The 16921-nt window shown below is 71.0% G+C and carries 15 protein-coding genes; 8 read left to right on the top strand and 7 right to left on the bottom strand.

Annotated elements, in window-relative coordinates:
- Window positions 1–10: 10 nt before the first annotated feature.
- Entirely contained in the window at window positions 11–517 is a 507-nt protein-coding gene (locus ACFC79_RS06555) for an ATP-binding protein (protein ID WP_376236054.1), read from the bottom strand.
- A gap of 275 nt (window positions 518–792) precedes the next feature.
- Between ACFC79_RS06555 and ACFC79_RS06550 the strand changes: the two genes are divergently transcribed.
- The 4 genes from ACFC79_RS06550 to ACFC79_RS06535 all read left to right on the top strand — a co-directional run bounded on the left by ACFC79_RS06550 (window position 793) and on the right by ACFC79_RS06535 (window position 3218).
- A complete protein-coding gene (locus ACFC79_RS06550; protein ID WP_376236051.1) occupies window positions 793–1638 on the top strand; it encodes a helix-turn-helix domain-containing protein in 846 nt (281 codons plus the stop codon).
- Window positions 1635–1823: a DUF397 domain-containing protein gene (locus tag ACFC79_RS06545; RefSeq protein ID WP_376236049.1), complete on the top strand. Its 189-nt coding sequence runs from the start codon at window positions 1635–1637 to the stop codon at window positions 1821–1823. Before ACFC79_RS06550 ends, ACFC79_RS06545 begins: the two co-directional genes overlap by 4 nt.
- 317 nt (window positions 1824–2140) lie before the next feature.
- Window positions 2141–2530: a VOC family protein gene (locus ACFC79_RS06540; RefSeq protein ID WP_376236046.1), complete on the top strand. Its 390-nt coding sequence runs from the start codon at window positions 2141–2143 to the stop codon at window positions 2528–2530.
- 49 nt (window positions 2531–2579) lie between these two features.
- Window positions 2580–3218, top strand: a complete 639-nt coding sequence (locus ACFC79_RS06535; RefSeq protein WP_376236044.1) for a hypothetical protein — start codon at window positions 2580–2582, stop codon at window positions 3216–3218.
- Window positions 3219–3372: 154 nt separating this feature from the next.
- On the opposite strand, the gene ACFC79_RS06530 is transcribed toward ACFC79_RS06535, so the two are convergent.
- Entirely contained in the window at window positions 3373–4272 is a 900-nt protein-coding gene (locus ACFC79_RS06530; protein ID WP_376236041.1) for a D-alanyl-D-alanine carboxypeptidase family protein, read from the bottom strand.
- A gap of 378 nt (window positions 4273–4650) precedes the next feature.
- Here ACFC79_RS06530 and ACFC79_RS06525 point away from each other — a divergent pair, with 378 nt between their 5' ends.
- Window positions 4651–5343 (top strand): GntR family transcriptional regulator, encoded by a 693-nt coding sequence (locus tag ACFC79_RS06525; protein ID WP_376236038.1) that lies wholly within the window; start codon window positions 4651–4653, stop codon window positions 5341–5343.
- Window positions 5340–6650 carry a nitrate/nitrite transporter gene (locus ACFC79_RS06520; protein ID WP_376236036.1) on the top strand — a complete coding sequence of 437 codons (1311 nt, stop codon included), beginning with the start codon at window positions 5340–5342 and terminating at the stop codon, window positions 6648–6650. The genes ACFC79_RS06525 and ACFC79_RS06520 overlap by 4 nt, the downstream gene beginning before the upstream one ends.
- 286 nt (window positions 6651–6936) lie before the next feature.
- Here the strand turns inward: ACFC79_RS06520 and ACFC79_RS06515 are convergent, their stop codons facing one another.
- The gene (locus ACFC79_RS06515) at window positions 6937–7761 is read right to left on the bottom strand and encodes a maleylpyruvate isomerase family mycothiol-dependent enzyme (protein WP_376236033.1); all 825 of its coding nucleotides are present in this window, start codon (window positions 7759–7761) and stop codon (window positions 6937–6939) included.
- A gap of 187 nt (window positions 7762–7948) precedes the next feature.
- On the opposite strand from ACFC79_RS06515, the gene ACFC79_RS06510 reads away from it, so the two are divergent.
- Entirely contained in the window at window positions 7949–8749 is an 801-nt protein-coding gene (locus ACFC79_RS06510) for a carbon-nitrogen family hydrolase (RefSeq protein WP_376236030.1), read from the top strand.
- 162 nt (window positions 8750–8911) lie between these two features.
- On the opposite strand, the gene ACFC79_RS06505 is transcribed toward ACFC79_RS06510, so the two are convergent.
- Window positions 8912–9406 (bottom strand): LURP-one-related/scramblase family protein, encoded by a 495-nt coding sequence (locus tag ACFC79_RS06505; protein WP_376236028.1) that lies wholly within the window; start codon window positions 9404–9406, stop codon window positions 8912–8914.
- 64 nt (window positions 9407–9470) lie between these two features.
- On the opposite strand from ACFC79_RS06505, the gene ACFC79_RS06500 reads away from it, so the two are divergent.
- Entirely contained in the window at window positions 9471–11297 is a 1827-nt protein-coding gene (locus ACFC79_RS06500) for an NHL domain-containing thioredoxin family protein (protein WP_376236025.1), read from the top strand.
- A 109-nt stretch (window positions 11298–11406) separates the two neighbouring features.
- Here ACFC79_RS06500 and ACFC79_RS06495 read toward each other — a convergent pair whose 3' ends face one another.
- From ACFC79_RS06495 to ACFC79_RS06485, 3 genes are all read right to left on the bottom strand, one after another.
- Window positions 11407–12156, bottom strand: coding sequence for a DUF4232 domain-containing protein (locus ACFC79_RS06495; RefSeq protein ID WP_376236023.1), 750 nt, complete (start codon window positions 12154–12156; stop codon window positions 11407–11409).
- Window positions 12157–12367: 211 nt separating this feature from the next.
- Window positions 12368–15283: a BTAD domain-containing putative transcriptional regulator gene (locus tag ACFC79_RS06490; protein ID WP_376236021.1), complete on the bottom strand. Its 2916-nt coding sequence runs from the start codon at window positions 15281–15283 to the stop codon at window positions 12368–12370.
- 326 nt (window positions 15284–15609) lie between these two features.
- Entirely contained in the window at window positions 15610–16908 is a 1299-nt protein-coding gene (locus tag ACFC79_RS06485; protein ID WP_376236019.1) for a M18 family aminopeptidase, read from the bottom strand.
- Window positions 16909–16921: the final 13 nt, after the last annotated feature.

Genomic DNA, 16921 nt, shown 5'->3' with positions numbered 1-16921 from the left:
GGCCCGCGCGTCATGCGCGGGCCCGTCGGTGCGTACGTCCCTCGTGGGTGAGGGCGAGTTCGGCGAAGACGGTCTTGCCCACGACCCGGGACTCGGCGCCCCAGCGGTCGGCCACCCGGTCGACGACCAGCAGCCCCCGCCCGGTCTCGTCACCGGCACCCATGCGTTCGCCGGGCCCGTGCGGGTGCTCGCCGCAGGCGTCGCTCACCTCGATCCGCAGGACGCCCGGCACGAGGGCGAGCCGGACCCGGAACAGCCGCTCGGGCACGGCCCCGTGCAGCAGCGCGTTCGTGGCCAACTCGCTGACCAGCAGCGCCGCGTCACCCGACAGCTCCGGATACCCCCACTCCGCGACGAGCCGGGCGGTGCGCCGACGGCTGAAGCCGACATTGCGGGGGTGCGGGGTGTAGTCGAGCCGGTCCTCGCGGAGGACGGGGACGAGGGCGGGGAGCGCGGGGCCGGGCGGCGGAACCTCCTGGGCTGCGGACACGGGCGCGAGCTCCTCGGGTGCGGTCATGGACACGTGCCTCCGTGGGTGCGGGCGGTGGCGATGCCGCGCCTGCGTGGGGGCAGGGCGGTGCACTTCCGCCGATGGGTGTGCCGCTGGGTGAGCGGCCGTGTGCCGAACGTAGCGGCATGTTGTTCTCGGGCTCAAGAGGCGTAGGGAATATCTTCCCCGTTCGAGCGAACGGGATGTCATCAGACCGTGCTTGCTGACACACTGACCGTGTTCAGCGGGAGGGCGGCATGCAAAAATCTGGTACCGGCAGGTCCGGGGGTCGAGTATCGACCGTGCTCGGCCGACGTCTGGGCGGCGAGCTCCAACAACTGCGGCTGGCAGTCGGCATGACGCAGCAACAGGCGGCCGAGTACTTGAGTGCCACAGCGACCAAGGTCGTCAAGATAGAGAGCGGCTGGGTGCCGGTCCGGGACCCGGACGTCAGGGCACTGTGCCAGCTGTACGGCGTCACCGACAGCAAGGTTCTGTCGGGCCTGCTGGATCTCGCGAAGACTGACCGGGAACGCAGGAAGGTCCGGGGCTGGTGGGAAGACAGGATGCTCCACAGCGGACAGGTGGACTATGTCGCCATGGAAGATGCGGCGCTGCGTAACCGCCAATGGCAGGTCGCTCTGATCCCGGGGCTGTTCCAGACGGCCGAGTACACGCGGGCCATGGGCGTGGCGGACATGTGCTGGGAAGACCTGGATCAGCTTGAGGCGGTTGTGAGTCTGCGCGCCCGGCGCCAACAGCGCCTGTACGGCGACAGGCCCTTGCAGATGCACGCTGTCATTTGGGAAGCGGCGCTTCGCCAGCTGATGGGCGGCCCGGCAGTTATGAAAGGTCAGTTGGAGCATCTGCGCGAGCTGGCCGAGCTGCCGAATATCCACATTCAGGTGCTACCGTTCCGGGCCGGCGGTCATGCGGGTGTGAGCGGGCCGTTCAACATCCTCTCCTTCGGGGAGGAGGGCGCTGTCGACGTGGTCCACATGGACGTGCCCCGCACTGGGGCTTGGGTTGAGGATGCGGAGCGGAGCGTCCTCTTCGTCGACATGTTCAACGCCATTTCGCGGGCCGCCGTATCGCCGTACGACTCGACGCGACTCATCGAGGACATCGCCAAAGGAATGAGTGAGTGAAAGTGTTCCGGTTCGTCAAATCGTCCTACAGCACCTTGGAAGAGGACTGCGTCGAAGTGGCCCGCAACATCCCCCACACCGTCGCCGTCCGCGACTCCAAGAACCCCACCGGCCCCGTCGTCGTCCTCGGCCCCGCCGCCTGGGACGCCTTCCGGGGCGGGCTGGTCCGGTCCGCCCGCCCCTGAACGGCCGGTCCCGGCAGTGGTGCCGACTGCCGTGGGACTGCGGCAGGTGCTGAGGGTCGGCCAGGAGGGACGCGACGCCGAGCGGTGCGCGGAGCGCCGCCCCGAGGGCAGCGGGCCGGAGAACGGCAGGCAGACTCCCACCCCCGATGGCCCGAGCACATCGGGACGGCGCGCGACTCCTCGGAGAGGGCGAACCGGCATCGGTTCACCCCGTGCGACCGCCCGGCGCAGCAGCGGTTCACGCGGGAGATTCGCTGGTCAACAGGGGTGTGGTTAAAAAGATTTGGGGTGCTGGGGCACGTTGTTAGGGTGACTCCATGGCATCGGTCAAGAAGGTCCAGGTCACTTTCGACTGCGCGGAACCCGAACGTGTGGCTCGCTTCTGGTGCGAGGTGTTGGGGTACGTCATCACGCTGCCCTCCGAGGGCCAGGGTTCATGGGCCGTGTGCTCCGACCCCACGGGTGAGGGCCCGCGCATGTACTTCCAGCGCGTTCCCGAGGGGAAGGTCGCCAAGAACCGGGTGCATCTCGACGTGCGGGCCGGCACCGGGCTCGTGGGCGAGGAGCGCCTGGCCACCCTTGAGGCCGAACGCGATCGGCTGATCGCGCTCGGAGCGGTGTGCGTGAACGTGCTGTACGCCGATGAGGAGAACGAGTCCTGCATCTGCATGCAGGACATCGAGGGCAACGAGTTCTGCCTCGACTGAGCGTCCTTCGCGCGACGGGCCTGTCACTGCCTCCTGCCATGCTGCGCCCATGGCATTTCCCGGCTCCCGCACGAAGAAGACCGATGTGTGGTTGCTGCCCGAGGACGAGCGGGACGTCGGGCGGAGCATCGGCGAGGCCCTGCCCCGGGCCGGGTGGCTGTGCAGCCACCCGGGCCCGAAGGGGCTTCACCAGGTGCACCTGCACCCATCGCTCGGGGATGCCCTGAGCTGCGGGGGCCGTCAGGCGTTCATGCTGCTGCCGGAGGGGGCCCGGGCGCCCGAGGACGTGCCGGTGGTCGGGGGAGCCGCGGCCGGTGCCGATCTCTCGCGCTCCGCCGTGCTGCAGTTCCTGTGCGCTCGCCGGTTCCGGGACGACGAGGGCGAAGCCTTCGAGGCAGGCCGCCTCGCGGTGACATGGAACGAACCGGAGGTGGGGCCGGAGCGGCATCGACTCCTGACCGACCAGACGCGTCTGGCCTGGCAGGCCCTCCGGTCTGCGACCCGTCCGGCCGTTTTCGGGAGCCGGCACGGCCAACGGGTTTCCGGCACGCGGATCGGCCCTGCGGCGTACGACCTCGTGGCCACGACCGGGATGCCGCTGACCCGGGGCGGCTCCCAACGCCTGCGGCCGGTCGTCGAACAACGCCCTGCCGGCACCGGTCGCGGGCGGGTGCGGGACAGTCTTTGAGGGCTGCCACGCAAGCGCCCCGGCGGACGCCCGACGACACGGCCGTGCGCGCCGATCCGCCACGGACCACGGACAGCCCCTGGGCCGGCGGCCGTGCGCACGAGAGAGGGGGCCCGCGTGGCGCGGGCCCCCTTCGCGGGTGTTGCGGGACGGGCTACTTCTTGAAGCCGTAGTCCATGATCTTCTTCATGTCCGCCGACCGGTTGGTCGCGTTGGTCGAGGCCAGCACGGTGCCGACGATCGTCTTGCCGTTGCGGGTCGCGGCGAACACCAGGCAGTACTTGGCGGTAGGGCCGGAACCGGTCTTCACGCCGATCGCGCCGCTGTAGCTGCTGAGCATCGTGTTGGTGTTGGACCACGACATGTAGCGGTAGCCGCCGGACTTCGTGGTGACCTTCTGCTTGGTCGACTTGGTCTTCACGATCGACCGGAACGTGGAGCTCTTCATCGCGCTGGAGGCGATCTTCGTCAGGTCGCGCGGCGTCGAGTAGTTCGAGCCGTTCCCTATGCCGTCGAACGAGTCGAAGTGGGTGTTCTTCAGGCCGAGGGACTTGGCGGAGGCGTTCATCTTGCCGACGAAGGACTTCACGCGGGCCGCGCGGGTCGAGCCGGAGCCGAACTTGTCGGCAAGGGCGTACGCGGCGTCGCAGCCGGACGGCAGCATCAGGCCGTAGAGCAACTGGCGGACGGTGACCTTGTCGCCCACGATCAGACGGGCCGACGAGGCGCCCCGGGAGACGATGTAGTCGCTGTACGCCTTCTGGATCGTGACCTTGGAGTCCAGGTTCAGGTTCTTCTGGTCCAGGACGACCTTGGCGGTCATGATCTTGGTGGTGGAACCGGTGGAACGGCGGGTGTCCGCGGTCTTGGTGTACAGGGCTTTGCCGTTCCCGCTGTTCATCACGAAGCCGCCCTTGGCGGTGATCTTCGGGACGGGCGGTGCGGCGGCCTGCGCGGAGGAGGCGAACACGCTGCCCGCGATGACAGCACCTGCGGTGAGGGCCACCGTGGCAGTGGCGGAAACGCGGTTTATGCGCTTAAAGCCGATTTTCAACTTGGTTGCTCCAAATGCCCCTGAAATGCGGCCACATGAAGGTGCCGCTCGGTGATGAGACTCACGAGGCACGGGAATGGATGCGCTGTTTCCCGGGGTTTTCGGGGCAATTTCGGAGTCAAGAGCGGTTCAGGGGCCGGCCAAGGCGGTGTCCGCCGGGCGCCGGTCGGCCGGGCGCGTGCGCTGCCATGGCCGGGCGCATGCGCTGCCGTGGCTGGGCGGATTGTGCCGCCGTGGGGCGGGTGTGCGGCTCTGTCGTGCCCGGTGGGGGCCTCGCTCCGCCCCGCCGTGCCGGGGTGGCTGCCTCCGTCGCGCGCTCCGGCGTCCAGAGTCCGGACGGAATTCGTTATGTACGCATGTTGTATCTATCCTGTGTGCATGCCTGCCTCGCCCCCTGCCGTGAAGCCCTCTGCCCACTCGCTCGCGCCCGGCGCCAAGCGGCCACCCGCCGCCGAGCGCGTCTACACCCACATCAAGGAAGCGGTCCTGGAGCGCCGCTACGAGGGCGGCACGCTGCTCACCGAGGGCGATCTCGCCGAGGCCACCGGGGTCTCCCGCACCCCGGTGAGGGAAGCACTGCTCCGGCTGGAGGTCGAGGGGCTGATCAAGCTGTACCCGAAGAAGGGTGCCCTCGTACTCGCCGTTTCCGCGCAGGAGATCGCCGATGTGGTGGAGACCCGGCTGCTGGTCGAGGAGTTCGCGGCCCGCAAGGCCGTGCCCGCCTCGGCGCAGTTGATCGAACGGCTTGAAGAACTGCTCGATGAGCAGCGGCAGTTGGCCCGGGATGGCGATCTGGCCGCCGTCTCCGTGAAGGACCGCTGCTTCCACGCGGAGATCGTGCGCAACGCGGGCAACGACATTCTCTCCCGCCTCTACGACCAGTTGCGGGACCGGCAGTTGCGGATGGGAGTCGCTGTGATGGAGGCGCACCCGGACAGGATCGCCGCGAACATCACCGAGCACGGCGAACTGCTGGACGCGATCAGATCCGGTGACGCGGACGGCGCGGCCCAGGTCGTACGGCGCCACGTCAGCCGGGTCAAGGTGCTGGTCAGGGGTGAGGACCGGTGAGCTCGGCCGCCGCGCCCACCCTGTCCCTGCCCGGCGATCCACCCGGCGGCCGGCGTGCCGTGTGGGTGTGGGGCATCGGTGTCGCCGTCTATTTCGTCGCCATCATCTTCCGTACCAGCCTGGGCGTCGCCGGTCTCGACGCCGCGGACCGCTTCCACGTCAACGCCTCCGCGCTCTCCACGTTCTCCATCCTTCAACTGCTGGTCTACGCGGGCATGCAGATACCCGTCGGCCTGATGGTCGACCGGCTCGGCACCAAGAAGGTGCTCGCCTTCGGGGCCGTGCTGTTCACGCTCGGGCAGCTCGGCTTCGCGCTGTCGCCCTCGTACGGCATGGCGCTGGCCTCCAGGGCGCTGCTCGGCTGCGGGGACGCGATGACGTTCATCAGCGTGCTGCGGCTCGGCGCCCGCTGGTTTCCGGCCCGGCGCGGTCCGCTGATCAGTCAGGTCGCGGCACTCATCGGCATGGCGGGCAACCTCGTCTCGACGCTCTTCATCGCGCGGGCCCTGCACGGATTCGGCTGGACCACCACCTTCGTCGGCAGTTCGGCCGCCGGGGTCGTGGTCCTGGTCCTTCTGCTGACCTTCCTGAAGGACCACCCCGAGGGCCACGAGCCGCCGCCCGTCGAGCACGCGGGCGCCGCCTTCGTACGCAGGCAGATCGCCGACGCCTGGCGGGAGCCCGGCACCCGGCTCGGCATGTGGGTGCACTTCACCACGCAGTTCCCGGCCATGGTGTTCCTGCTGCTGTGGGGGCTGCCGTTCCTGGTGGAGGCGCAGGGGCTGAGCAGGTCCACCGCGGGCGAGCTGCTCACCCTGGTGGTGCTCTCCAACATGGCGTTCGGGCTGGTCTACGGGCAGATCATCGCCCGGCACCACGCGGCCCGCGCCCCGCTGGCGCTCGGGACGGTCGGGGTGACGGCCCTGGTCTGGGCGTCGGCAATCTTCTGCCCCGGCGGTCATGCGCCGATGTGGCTGCTGATCGTCCTGTGCGTGGTGCTAGGCGCGTGCGGACCGGCCTCGATGATCGGCTTCGACTTCGCCCGTCCCGCCAACCCGCCGGAGCGTCAGGGCACCGCCTCGGGCATCGTCAACATGGGCGGCTTCATCGCGTCGATGACCACGCTGTTCGCCGTCGGTGTGCTGCTGGACGCCACCGGGGACGACTATCGGATCGCGTTCGCCTCGGTCTTCGTGCTGGAGGCGCTCGGCGTCGTCCAGATCCTGCGCCTGCACTCCCGGGCCGCGCACCGCGAGCGGGAGCACCATGTGATCAGCCGAGTGGAGGCCGTGCACGTGCCCGTGTGACGGGTGCCCGGACGGGCCTGTCCGGGCGATTCCTGATCGGGCAGTCCCCGTCCGGACGCGAACTCGGACGCGACCTGTCCGGACGTGACCTGTCCGGACGTGACCTGTCCGGGCGTGACCTGTCCGGGCGTGACCTGTCCGGACGCGATCTGTCCGGGCGTGAACTCTCCGGTGCGCCCGGTCGGCGGCGCGCCCGTCCTGGCCCGACGGGCGCCGCCGACAGCGGTGGCGCGGAACCCGGTACGCGATGGCGTCGGACCGCCGTGGCGGTCACGGCGTCACGGCGTCACGGCGTCACGGCGAAGTTCCGCAGGATCGCCTCGGCCAGCTCCGGGTCGCCCTCGACCTTGATGCGGTCCGCGACCGCGCCCGCGCGCACCCGTCCGCAGGCGAGACGTGAGTAGGTCTCCCAGTCCATCGCCAGAGTCACGGCCGGGCCGAGCGACGGCGAACCGTCCACCGAACCGCGCCCCTCCGCATCGACCCTCACCGTGCGCAGGAATTCCACCGGCCCGTTCACATCGATCACCACCGCCGAATGGGCGGGCGCCCCCGCGTCCTTGGCGACGACCTTCGGCAACTCGTCGAGCAGGGCGTCCCGGACGATGGTGGCGCCGGGGGAGTCGAGGTTGCCGGGCCGGCCCAGCGCCGCACGCAGATCCTGCTCGTGCACCCAGATGTCGAACGCCCGCATCCGCAGCGCCACTTCGAGGGTCTGCTCGGCGCCGAGCGGAGCCCGGATCATGGTCTGGGGGTCACGGTTCTCGTTGCGCAGCTGACGTGCGCGGCGAATGATCGTGTACTCCAGCTCGGCGAGCATCTCCGGAGAGGTGTGGTGGCGCCGCACATCGACCTGCATCTCCATGTAGCGGGCGAGGTCGTTCTGCATGTGGTACAGGTCGCGCGGCAGTGTGTGGATCGGGCGCGGATCGCCGAGCTGCTCGCACTCCATACCGATGATGTGCGAGACGATGTCGCGCACGGACCAGGCGGGACACGGAGTACGGCCGTTCCACTCCCCTTCGGCGAGCGGCTTCACCAGCTCGACTATCGACTCGATGGAATGGGTCCAGGCATCGGCATAGGTCTGGAGGCTGGGATGGACGGTCACGGGACCCCTCGTGCGGTTCTGCGGTGCGTGGGCTGGAGTGCTGGGCGCGGGCGGGCTGCGGACGGCGGGCTGCGGGCTGCGTGGGAGGTTCGATCGCTAAGTTACGCTGCGATCAGGCACCCCGGCAGTGCTTTCGTGTGACGATCGTAGGCTGTGTTGACGGCTTGAATGCCAGGACGGTGGTAGTGTGCGCGCCTCCCTCATCCAGATCGCAGTAGACCCGGACGAATCCGTCGATTCCCGCAGGCGGCGGGCGGCGGCGCTGATCGGCGCCCAGCGCGGCGCGGATCTGGTGGTCCTTCCCGAACTCTGGCCGGTCGGAGCCTTCGCCTACTCCGCCTTCGCGGACGAGGCCGAACCGCTCCAGGGGCCCACCCACGAGATCATGGCGAAGGCCGCCGCCGATGCCGGGGTCTGGCTGCACGCGGGCTCCTTCGTCGAGCGCGCGCCCGACGGCACGCTCTACAACACCGCGCTCGTCTTCACGCCCGAGGGCGAGCGGGCCGCCGCCTACCGCAAGATCCACCGCTTCGGCTTCGACAAGGGGGAGGCGGTGATGATGGGGGCCGGCGAGGAACTGGTCACGGTTGCCCTGCCGCGGACCACCCTGGGCCTCGCCACCTGCTACGACCTGCGATTCCCGGAGATGTTCAGGGGACTCGTGGACGCGGGCGCCGAGACGCTGGTCGTCGCGGCAGGCTGGCCCGAGCGGCGGCGTGCCCACTGGACGCTGCTGGCGCAGGCGCGGGCCGTGGAGAACCAGGCATTCGTCCTGGCCGTCGCCACCGCCGGTACCCACGGCGGGATCCAGCAGGCCGGACACAGCATCGTCGTCGACCCCTGGGGTGAGGTCCTCGCCGAGGCGGGAGCGGAGGAGGAGGTGCTGAGCGTGGAGTTCGACCCGGCGAAGGTGGCGACGACGCGCGAGCAGTTCCCCGCGCTCAAGGACCGCCGCCTCGGGCTGACCCCGCCCGTTGTCGACGCGTAGGGCCTCGCGGGAACCGTCCGGCGAACGGTCCCGCGGACGGAACCGTTCGTGGGACCGTTCGCCGTGGATCTCGGGGCCCGGTCCCCGGATGCCCCGTTTCACGTGAAACAGGGCGGATCGGCAGACCGCGGACCGCAGGTCGGTGGATCAGCGGGCGGCGAGTCAGTGGTCGTCGTGTTCCTTCTCCGCGAGCACGATGACGCACACCGATACCGCGATGAGCAGGGCGATGTCGGCGTCCTCCCGCACGACATCGATGCCGTAGGTGTCACGGACGGTCAGCCAGCGCCGCGAGATCTGGGCGAGCAGTTCTCCGTCGTAGTCGATGGCGAACTCGCGGTCCAGGATCTTGCCGCTGACGTCCAGTTCGGTGCCGTCCACCAGCGTGACCCGGTAGTGGTTGCGCAGCAGCGACAGGCGTTTGCGCTTGACCTTGGCGAGCTGTTCGCCGTCGCGCTCGATGAGCATGGTCTCGCGCAGACTCAGCAGCTTCTGCCGGATCTCGACCAGCACGCGGCCCTCGGCGTCCTTCAGCTCGAAGGTGTCGCGCACCCGCATGGCCTTGCCGTCGACGAGGAAGACCTTGCGGCCGTCCGCGTCCTCGATCCAGTAGTCGTCACCGATGGCGAAGAGGCGTTCACGCACCTGGAATCTCATGGCTCACAGGTTCCCCCATGACCCGCCGGAATGCGTGCGGGCCGCGGTGATGTTGACTGTCCACATGGCAACACGCGCGCGCGTCAGGGCCCCCGAGCTGATCGGCAAGGGCGGCTGGCTCAACACAGGCGACCAGCAGTACACCCTCGCCGACCTGCGAGGACGCATCGTCGTTCTGGATTTCTGGACCTTCTGCTGCGTGAACTGTCTGCACGTCCTCGACGAACTGCGCGCGCTGGAGGAGAAGCACCGCGACACCGTCGTGATCATCGGTGTCCACTCGCCGAAGTTCGTCCACGAGGCCGAACACCAGGCGGTTGTCGACGCGGTCGAGCGCTACGAGGTTCAGCACCCGGTCCTCGACGACCCGGAACTGGCGACCTGGAAGCAGTACGCCGTACGGGCCTGGCCCACGCTGGTCGTCATCGACCCCGAGGGCTACGTCGTCGCGCAGCACGCGGGCGAGGGCCATGCGCACGCCATCGAGAAGCTGGTCGAGGAACTGGAGGCCGAGCACGCGGCGAAGGGCACGCTGCGGCGCGGCAACGGCCCCTACGTCCCGCCCGAGCCGGTCGCGACGCATCTGCGGTTCCCCGGCAAGGCACTGCTGCTGCCCGATGGCGGCTTCCTCGTCTCCGACACCACCCGCCACCGCCTGGTCGAGCTCGAATCCGACGGCGAGACGGTCCGTCGGCACGTCGGCACCGGCGACCGGGGATACGCCGACGGAGGTGTCGACGAGGCCCGGTTCTCCGAACCACAGGGACTCGCCGTGCTGCCCGACGGCCGGATCGCGGTCGCGGACACCGTGAACCACACCGTGCGGGCCCTGGACCGTGCCACGGGAGCGGTGACGACCCTCGCCGGTACCGGCCGCCAGTGGTGGCAGGGATCGCCGACGTCCGGTCCGGCCGGAGAGGTCGCCCTCTCCTCGCCCTGGGACGTCGCCTGGTTCGCGGACCGGCTGTGGATCGCCATGGCCGGGGTCCACCAGTTGTGGATGTACGACCCGGCGACGGGGACCGTGCGGGTCGCGGCGGGAACGACCAATGAGGGACTCGTCGACGGACCGGCCGAGGAGGCATGGTTCGCCCAGCCCTCCGGGCTCGCCGTGTCGACCGACGGGGAGCGGTTGTGGGTCGCCGACTCGGAGACGTCCGCGCTCCGGTACGTCGAACGCGACGGCGACGGCTTCGCCGTCCGCACGGCCGTCGGCACCGGCCTGTTCGACTTCGGGCACCGGGACGGCGCCGCTGACCAGGCCCTGTTCCAGCATCCGCTGGGCGTGACGGCCCTGCCCGACGGCTCCGTCGCCGTCTGCGACACGTACAACCAAGCGCTGCGCCGCTACGATCCCGCGAGCGACGAGGTCACGACGCTCGCCACGGACCTGCGCGAGCCCAGCGATGCCGTACTGGTGGACGGTGACCTCGCGGTCGTCGAGTCCGCCCGGCACCGGCTGACCCGGCTGCGACTGCCGGAGGAGGCCGTGCGGGTCGCGGACCGCGCGCACCGCACCCGGCGTGCAGCCACCGAGATCGCTCCGGGCACGCTCCGGCTCGACGTCGTCTTCCAGGCGCCCGCCGGGCAGAAGCTGGACACCCGGTACGGTCCCTCGACCCGGCTGCTCGTCTCGGCGACGCCGCCGGAACTCCTGGCCGAGGGGGCCGGGACCGGTACCGACCTCTTCCGTGACCTGGTCCTTGCCGACGGAATCACCGAGGGGGTCCTGCACGTCTCCGCGATGGCCGCCTCCTGCGACGACGATCCGTCGAACGAGTACCCGGCCTGCCACGTCCACCAACAGGACTGGGGCGTCCCCGTCCGCGTGAGTGCGGAGGGAACGCCCCGTCTGCCGCTGGTGCTGGCAGGCATGGACGACCGGGCCTGACGGCGCGTGGAGCCCTGAAACCGGAGGGCCTTCCGCGCGCCGGGTGCGGTGTGCGCGGCGGGGCGGTACCGCGTCCCGCAGGACCCGTCGTACGGCCCGGCTCAGCAGGTCAGCCCGCCTGCTTCATGGAGCTCACCGCGTCGGCGACCGTGCTCCGGTACAGGCCCAGCTTCGGATTGTTCACCTTCACATCGGGGCCGAGGCCGAAGTTCTGCGTGTCCGCGTTGGGCATGTGGTCGCCGTCGGCGAGCACATTCATCTCGTCGACCCAGGTCACGCCATTCGCACCGCTCGGGTTGAGGTCGATCACCGCAATGGCGGCGGTCTTGGGCCCGACCGGGTACGCGGGGGCGCCGCCGAGGCCGCCGGGAACGGCCGGCCGGATGTCGGAGCTGTGGTCCGAGGCATTGGCCGCGCCCAGGCTGACCTGCGGGTAGTAGCTCAGGCCGCAGGAGTTCGCGCCGACGTTGTTGACCTCGATCACGTGCTGGGTGGACGAACCCTCGCGGGGGTACACCCGCACCGAGAGGTCGCCGCTCTTGCACGGGTGCTTGTAGGCGTAGCTGTCGCTGGTGTCGCCGCCCGCCTTGGTACCGCCGTTGGACGTGCCGGTCTTCGAGGCGCCCGTCTTCGCGGCTCCGGTGTTCTGCGTGGTACCGCCGGTCTTCCCGGTGCTCGTGGTCGTCGCGTCGGTGGTCGACTGGGAGGCGTCCGTCGAAGCCCCGGCCGACGCGGCTTCGTTCGCCGGGCCCGCGGACTTCGTGCCGGTGTCGTCCCCGCCGCAGGCGGTGAGGGCGAGGGCGAGCACAGCGGTGGTAGCGGCGGCGAGGGCGGCGGGCCGGAAGCGGAAGGTGTTCATGGAAATTCCCCCGAGTGTGATGGGAAGCGGACGCCTGGTCTCGGGCGAACGCCTCTGACCTGCTGACATCCATGAGTCTGGGCCCCGGCGCTCACGTTCTGCTGGTGTCCGGCTGACGTCCCGCTGACGTCTTCGGCAGCCCTTCCGCAACGCCCTCGCCACCGCCTCCGCCGCGGACGCGGGACGGTACGGCGCGCAGGGCGGGCCTGGATCAGCCGTCGTCGGCGAGCCGTCGCACCGCTTCTTCGTACCGCCTGCGGTACTCCGCGCGTGCGGTGACCCGCAGCAGCGCTTCGAGGGCCCGGACCGCGCCCTGGCCGTACTCGGCGCGCTCCGCCTCCGCGGCCGCCAGGTCCAGCAGCCGGATGCCCTCCTCCTCGTCGCCGAGCGCCAACAGGGCCTCCCCGCCGACGGTCAGCAGCAGTACCCGGCGGGCGCCCTCCTCGTGTTCGGGCCCGAGATCGAGCGCCGCGCGGGCGGAGTCGAGGGCGTCCTGCGGTCGGTTCGCGGTGAGTTGCATCCGGGCGAGATGCTGCAGGGCGAGCATCTCGGTGTGCGCGTCGGCCTCCTCGCGGGCCAGGTCGACGGCGCGTGCGCAGTCCTCCAGCGCCGCATCGAGTTCGCCCTCCTCGGCCTGGACGACCGCCAGGTTGATCAGCGCGGTCGCCTCGCCGAGCCGGTCACCGGCCCGTCGGGCGAGACCGGGCGAGCGTTCGAGCAGGGCGATGGCCTCCGCGGTCCTGCCCTCCTCGGTGAGCACCCAGCCCAGCAGATTGAGCACCCGTGACTCGGCGTACGGATTCTTCTCGGCACGGGCGGAGTCGAGGGCGAGTTGCAGCAGCGGGGACCAGTTGTCCCGGACCCGCCACACGACCTGCGGCCACTGGAGCAGGATGATCCGCCAGGCCCGGTCGTGGTGTCCTGCGGCGCGGGCGGCGACGGCGGCCAGGCTCAGATCGTCGCGCTCGGTGGCCAGCCAGCGCATGGCCGTCGCCCGGTCGGTGAAGTCCCGGACGGCGGCGGGCACACGGAAGCCCTCCGGCAGGACGAAGCAGGGCTCGCCGCCGGGTTCGGCCGTGTCGGCGGCGGCGAGCGCGGTGGCGATGTAGTGGTCGAGGACATGGAGGAGCGTCGCGTCCCCGGCGGCGGGGTCCAGGCCGCGGGCGTAGAGGCGCACCAGGTCGTGCAGCACCCAGTGCCCCGGGGCCGTCTCGGTGACGAGGTGGGCGGTGGCGAGCCGCTCCAGTGCCGTCGCGGCGGCGACCGGGTCCGTGTCGGCGAGCGCGGCGGCCGTGTACGGGTCGAAGTGGCTGCCGGGGTGGTGCCCGAGCCGGGTGAACTGGTGGACGGCGTCCGGGGGCAGCTGCTGCACGGTCAGCCGCAGCGCGGCCGGGACACCGGTGTCGTCCACGTCGAGATACGTCAGCCGGCTCCGTTCGTCGGCGAGTTCGTCGGCGAGGCCCGCCAGCGTCCACCGGGGGCGCCCCGCCAGCCGGGCCGCGGTGACCCGCAGGGCCAGCGGCAGGCCCCCGCACAGCTCGGCGAGGCGACGGGCCGCCACGGGTTCGGCGAGGACCCGTTCCTCGCCGAGCACTCCGGCCAGCAGGGCGGTGCCGTCCTGCGGTTCGAGGACGTCGACCGGCACCGGACGGGCCGCGTCCGAGGCGATGAGGCCCTCCAGCCGGTTCCGGCTGGTGACCAGCGTGACGCAGTCGGCGCCGCCCGGCAGCAGTGGCCTGACCGCGGCGGATTCCCGGGCGTTGTCGAGGACGACGAGCAGTCGGCGCCGATCGGTCAGTGACCGGAAGAGCGCGGCCGCGGCGGGAACGGACTCGGGGACGCGACGTGGGGCGACGCCCAGCGCCAGCAGGAACTCGCGCAGCACCTCCATGGGCTCGGGCTCACCGGTGTCGCTGAACCCGCGCAGATCGGCGAAGAGCCGTCCGTCCGGGAACGCGGCGGTGTTGCGGTGCGCCCACTGGAGGGCCAGCGCGGTCTTTCCCACTCCGGCCGGTCCGGTGACCAGGCAGACGGGGGCCTCGCCCGCCGCGGCCCGGCTGAGCGCGGCGAGTTCACCGGCCCGCCCCTGGAAACCGCGTGGCGCGCGGGGCAGCAGATCGGTGGGGTGCGGATCGCCGACGGCGGGGGCAGGGACGGGGACGATGGACGGACGGGGCAGGGGGCCGACGGGCATGCCCTCCGTACCGGCTGCCCGGCCCGCGCCGGGCGCTGCACGGTCCCCGCCGCATAGCGGCCCGGTGCCGTCCTTCGGGGCCGGTGCCTGGATCGGGATCGAGCCCGGAGCCGGAACCGAGGTGTTCTCGGCCGCTCTGTCGCTGCCCGGTTCGGTGGTGCGGTCGCCCGGTTCGGCGGGGGTCTCCGGCCCGGGGTCGCCGCGAAGGATCAGCGCGTACGCGTCGGCGAGTTCGTGTCCCGGGTCGATGCCCAGCTCGTCGGCGAGAAGCCGCCTGGTGCGGTGGAACCAGTCCAGCGCCTCCGACTGGCGCCCCGCCCGGTAGAGCGCCGTCATCAGGGCCGCGGCCAGCGACTCCCGCATCGGGTGGGCGACCGCTTCCGCGCGCAGCACGGTCGCGGCCCGGCTGTGCTCCCCCAGCGCCGCGTAGGCGCGCGCCAGTTGCTCGACCGTCGCCAGTCGCGATTCCTCCAGCGAGTGCGCGGCGGCCTGGAGCGGTGGAGCGGCGAACACGCCGGTGAGTGCCGGTCCCTGCCACAGCGACAGGGCCTCCTTGAGCATCAACACCGAGTCGGCGGGGTTGCGCTGTTCCCGCGCGAGCATCAGCAGTTCCTCGAACCGGTGCGCGTCCAGCAGCGTCTCCGGCAGCCGCAGCAGGTATGCGTCGCCGAGCGTGACCAGCTCCACCCCGTACGCCTCGGCGTCGGCGCCCACCAGGAGGGCGCGGAGCCGGGACACGTGCCCCTGGATGACGCTGCGGGCATGCAGCGGCGGCGCGTCGTCCCACAGGGAGTCGGTGAGCCGGGCGATGGAGACGGGCGTGTTCGCGGACAGCAGCAGGGCGGCGAGCAGACTGCGGCGTTTGGCGGGACCGAGCGGCAGCGGTCCGGTGAATGTGTCGACGGAGACCGTGCCGAGCAGCCGGAACTCCACGGGCGTCTCCCCTCCCGGGCGGATGCCCCGGAGGGGGCACTGACAAAGCCCCAGGATATCGGGGGTACCGGGAAGTATTGGAGCCGCAGACCGCCGATCTCGGCCGGACACCGGGCCGGGTGAGCGGTCGCCGCCCACCCGGCGAACGGCTGCCGCCCACCCGGCGAACGGTCGCCGCCGGACAGCCACCGGAACCGATGCCTGGCCGCTGCCGACCGGACGGGACGGCTCCGCTCGGCCGGGCCCCGGAACGGAACGGAGCCGAGCCCCGTAACGGAACGGGAACGGGAACGGCCCGGCCGTCGCCGGGCCGGTGAACGGTCCGCTCAGCCCGCCAGGAACGCCGACAGCGCGTTGGCCAGCAGATACGGGTCGTCCGCCCCGCACAGTTCCCGGGCGCTGTGCATCGACAGGATCGCGACGCCGATGTCCACGGTCTGGATGCCGTGCCGGGCGGCGGTGATCGGGCCGATGGTGGTGCCGCACGGCATCGAGTTGTTGGAGACGAACGTCTGCCACGGGATGCCCGCCTTGCGGCACGCCTCGGCGAACACGGCCCGGCCGCTGCCGTCGGTCGCGTACCGCATGTTGACGTTGACCTTGAGGATCGGTCCGCCGTTGACGACCGGGTGGTGGGTCGGATCGTGGCGCTCGGCGTAGTTCGGGTGGATCGCGTGGCCGGTGTCGGAGGAAAGGCAGACGGTCCCGGCGAAGGCCCGCGCACGGTCCTCGTACGTGCCGCCGCGTGCGAAGACGGAACGCTCCAGGACCGTGCCGAGCAGCGGTCCGTCGGCGCCGGTGTCGGACTGGGAGCCGTTCTCCTCGTGGTCGAAGGCGGCCATGACCGGGATGTACGGGAGCTCGGCGTCCGGCTGACCGGCGACGGCGGCGAGCGCGGCCGTCGCCGCGTGCACGGAGAGCAGGTTGTCCATCCGGGGCCCGGCAAGCAGCTCGCGGTCCCGACCCAGGTAGGCGGGCGGCTCGACGGGGTGCGGCATCAGGTCCCAGCCGATGACCTCGTCGGCGTCGACGCCCGCCTCCTCGGCCACGAACCGGATCAGGTCGCCCTCCTCGACGTCCCCGAGTCCCCAGATCGGCTGCATGTGCTTCTGCCGGTCGAGCTTCAGGCCGTCCGGGTTGGCCGACCGGTCGAGGTGCACGGCGAGCTGCGGCACGCGCAGCAGCGGTCGCTCGATGTTCACCAGCCGGTGGGTGCCTCCGGCCAGCGAGATCCGGCCGGCCAGCCCGAGATCGCGGTCGAGCCAGGTGTTGAGGAGCGTTCCGCCGTAGATCTCCACGGCGACCTGGCGCCAGCCGTACGCCCCGGTGTCGGGCAGTGGCTTGACGCGCAGGTTCGGCGAGTCGGTGTGCGCCCCGACGATCCGGTACGGGGTGTGCGCCTCGGCGCCCTCCGGCACGTACCAGGCCACGATCGCGCCGCCGCGCAGGACGTACTTCCCACCGCTGGTGCCGTCCCAGGACGCGGTCTCCGCCACCTGCCGGAATCCGGCCTTCTCCAGCCGCTCGGCCGCGGTGGCGACCGCGTGGTAGGGGGAGGGGGAGGCCATCAGGAAGGCCATCAGGTCGTCGGTGTGACCGCGATCGAAGCGGGGGGAGGAACTCATGTTCCACACTGTA

Source organism: Streptomyces sp. NPDC056061, from assembly GCF_042266885.1.
In the GTDB taxonomy this organism is placed as follows: domain Bacteria; phylum Actinomycetota; class Actinomycetes; order Streptomycetales; family Streptomycetaceae; genus Streptomyces.
This window is presented reverse-complemented; position numbering and strand designations above follow the sequence as displayed.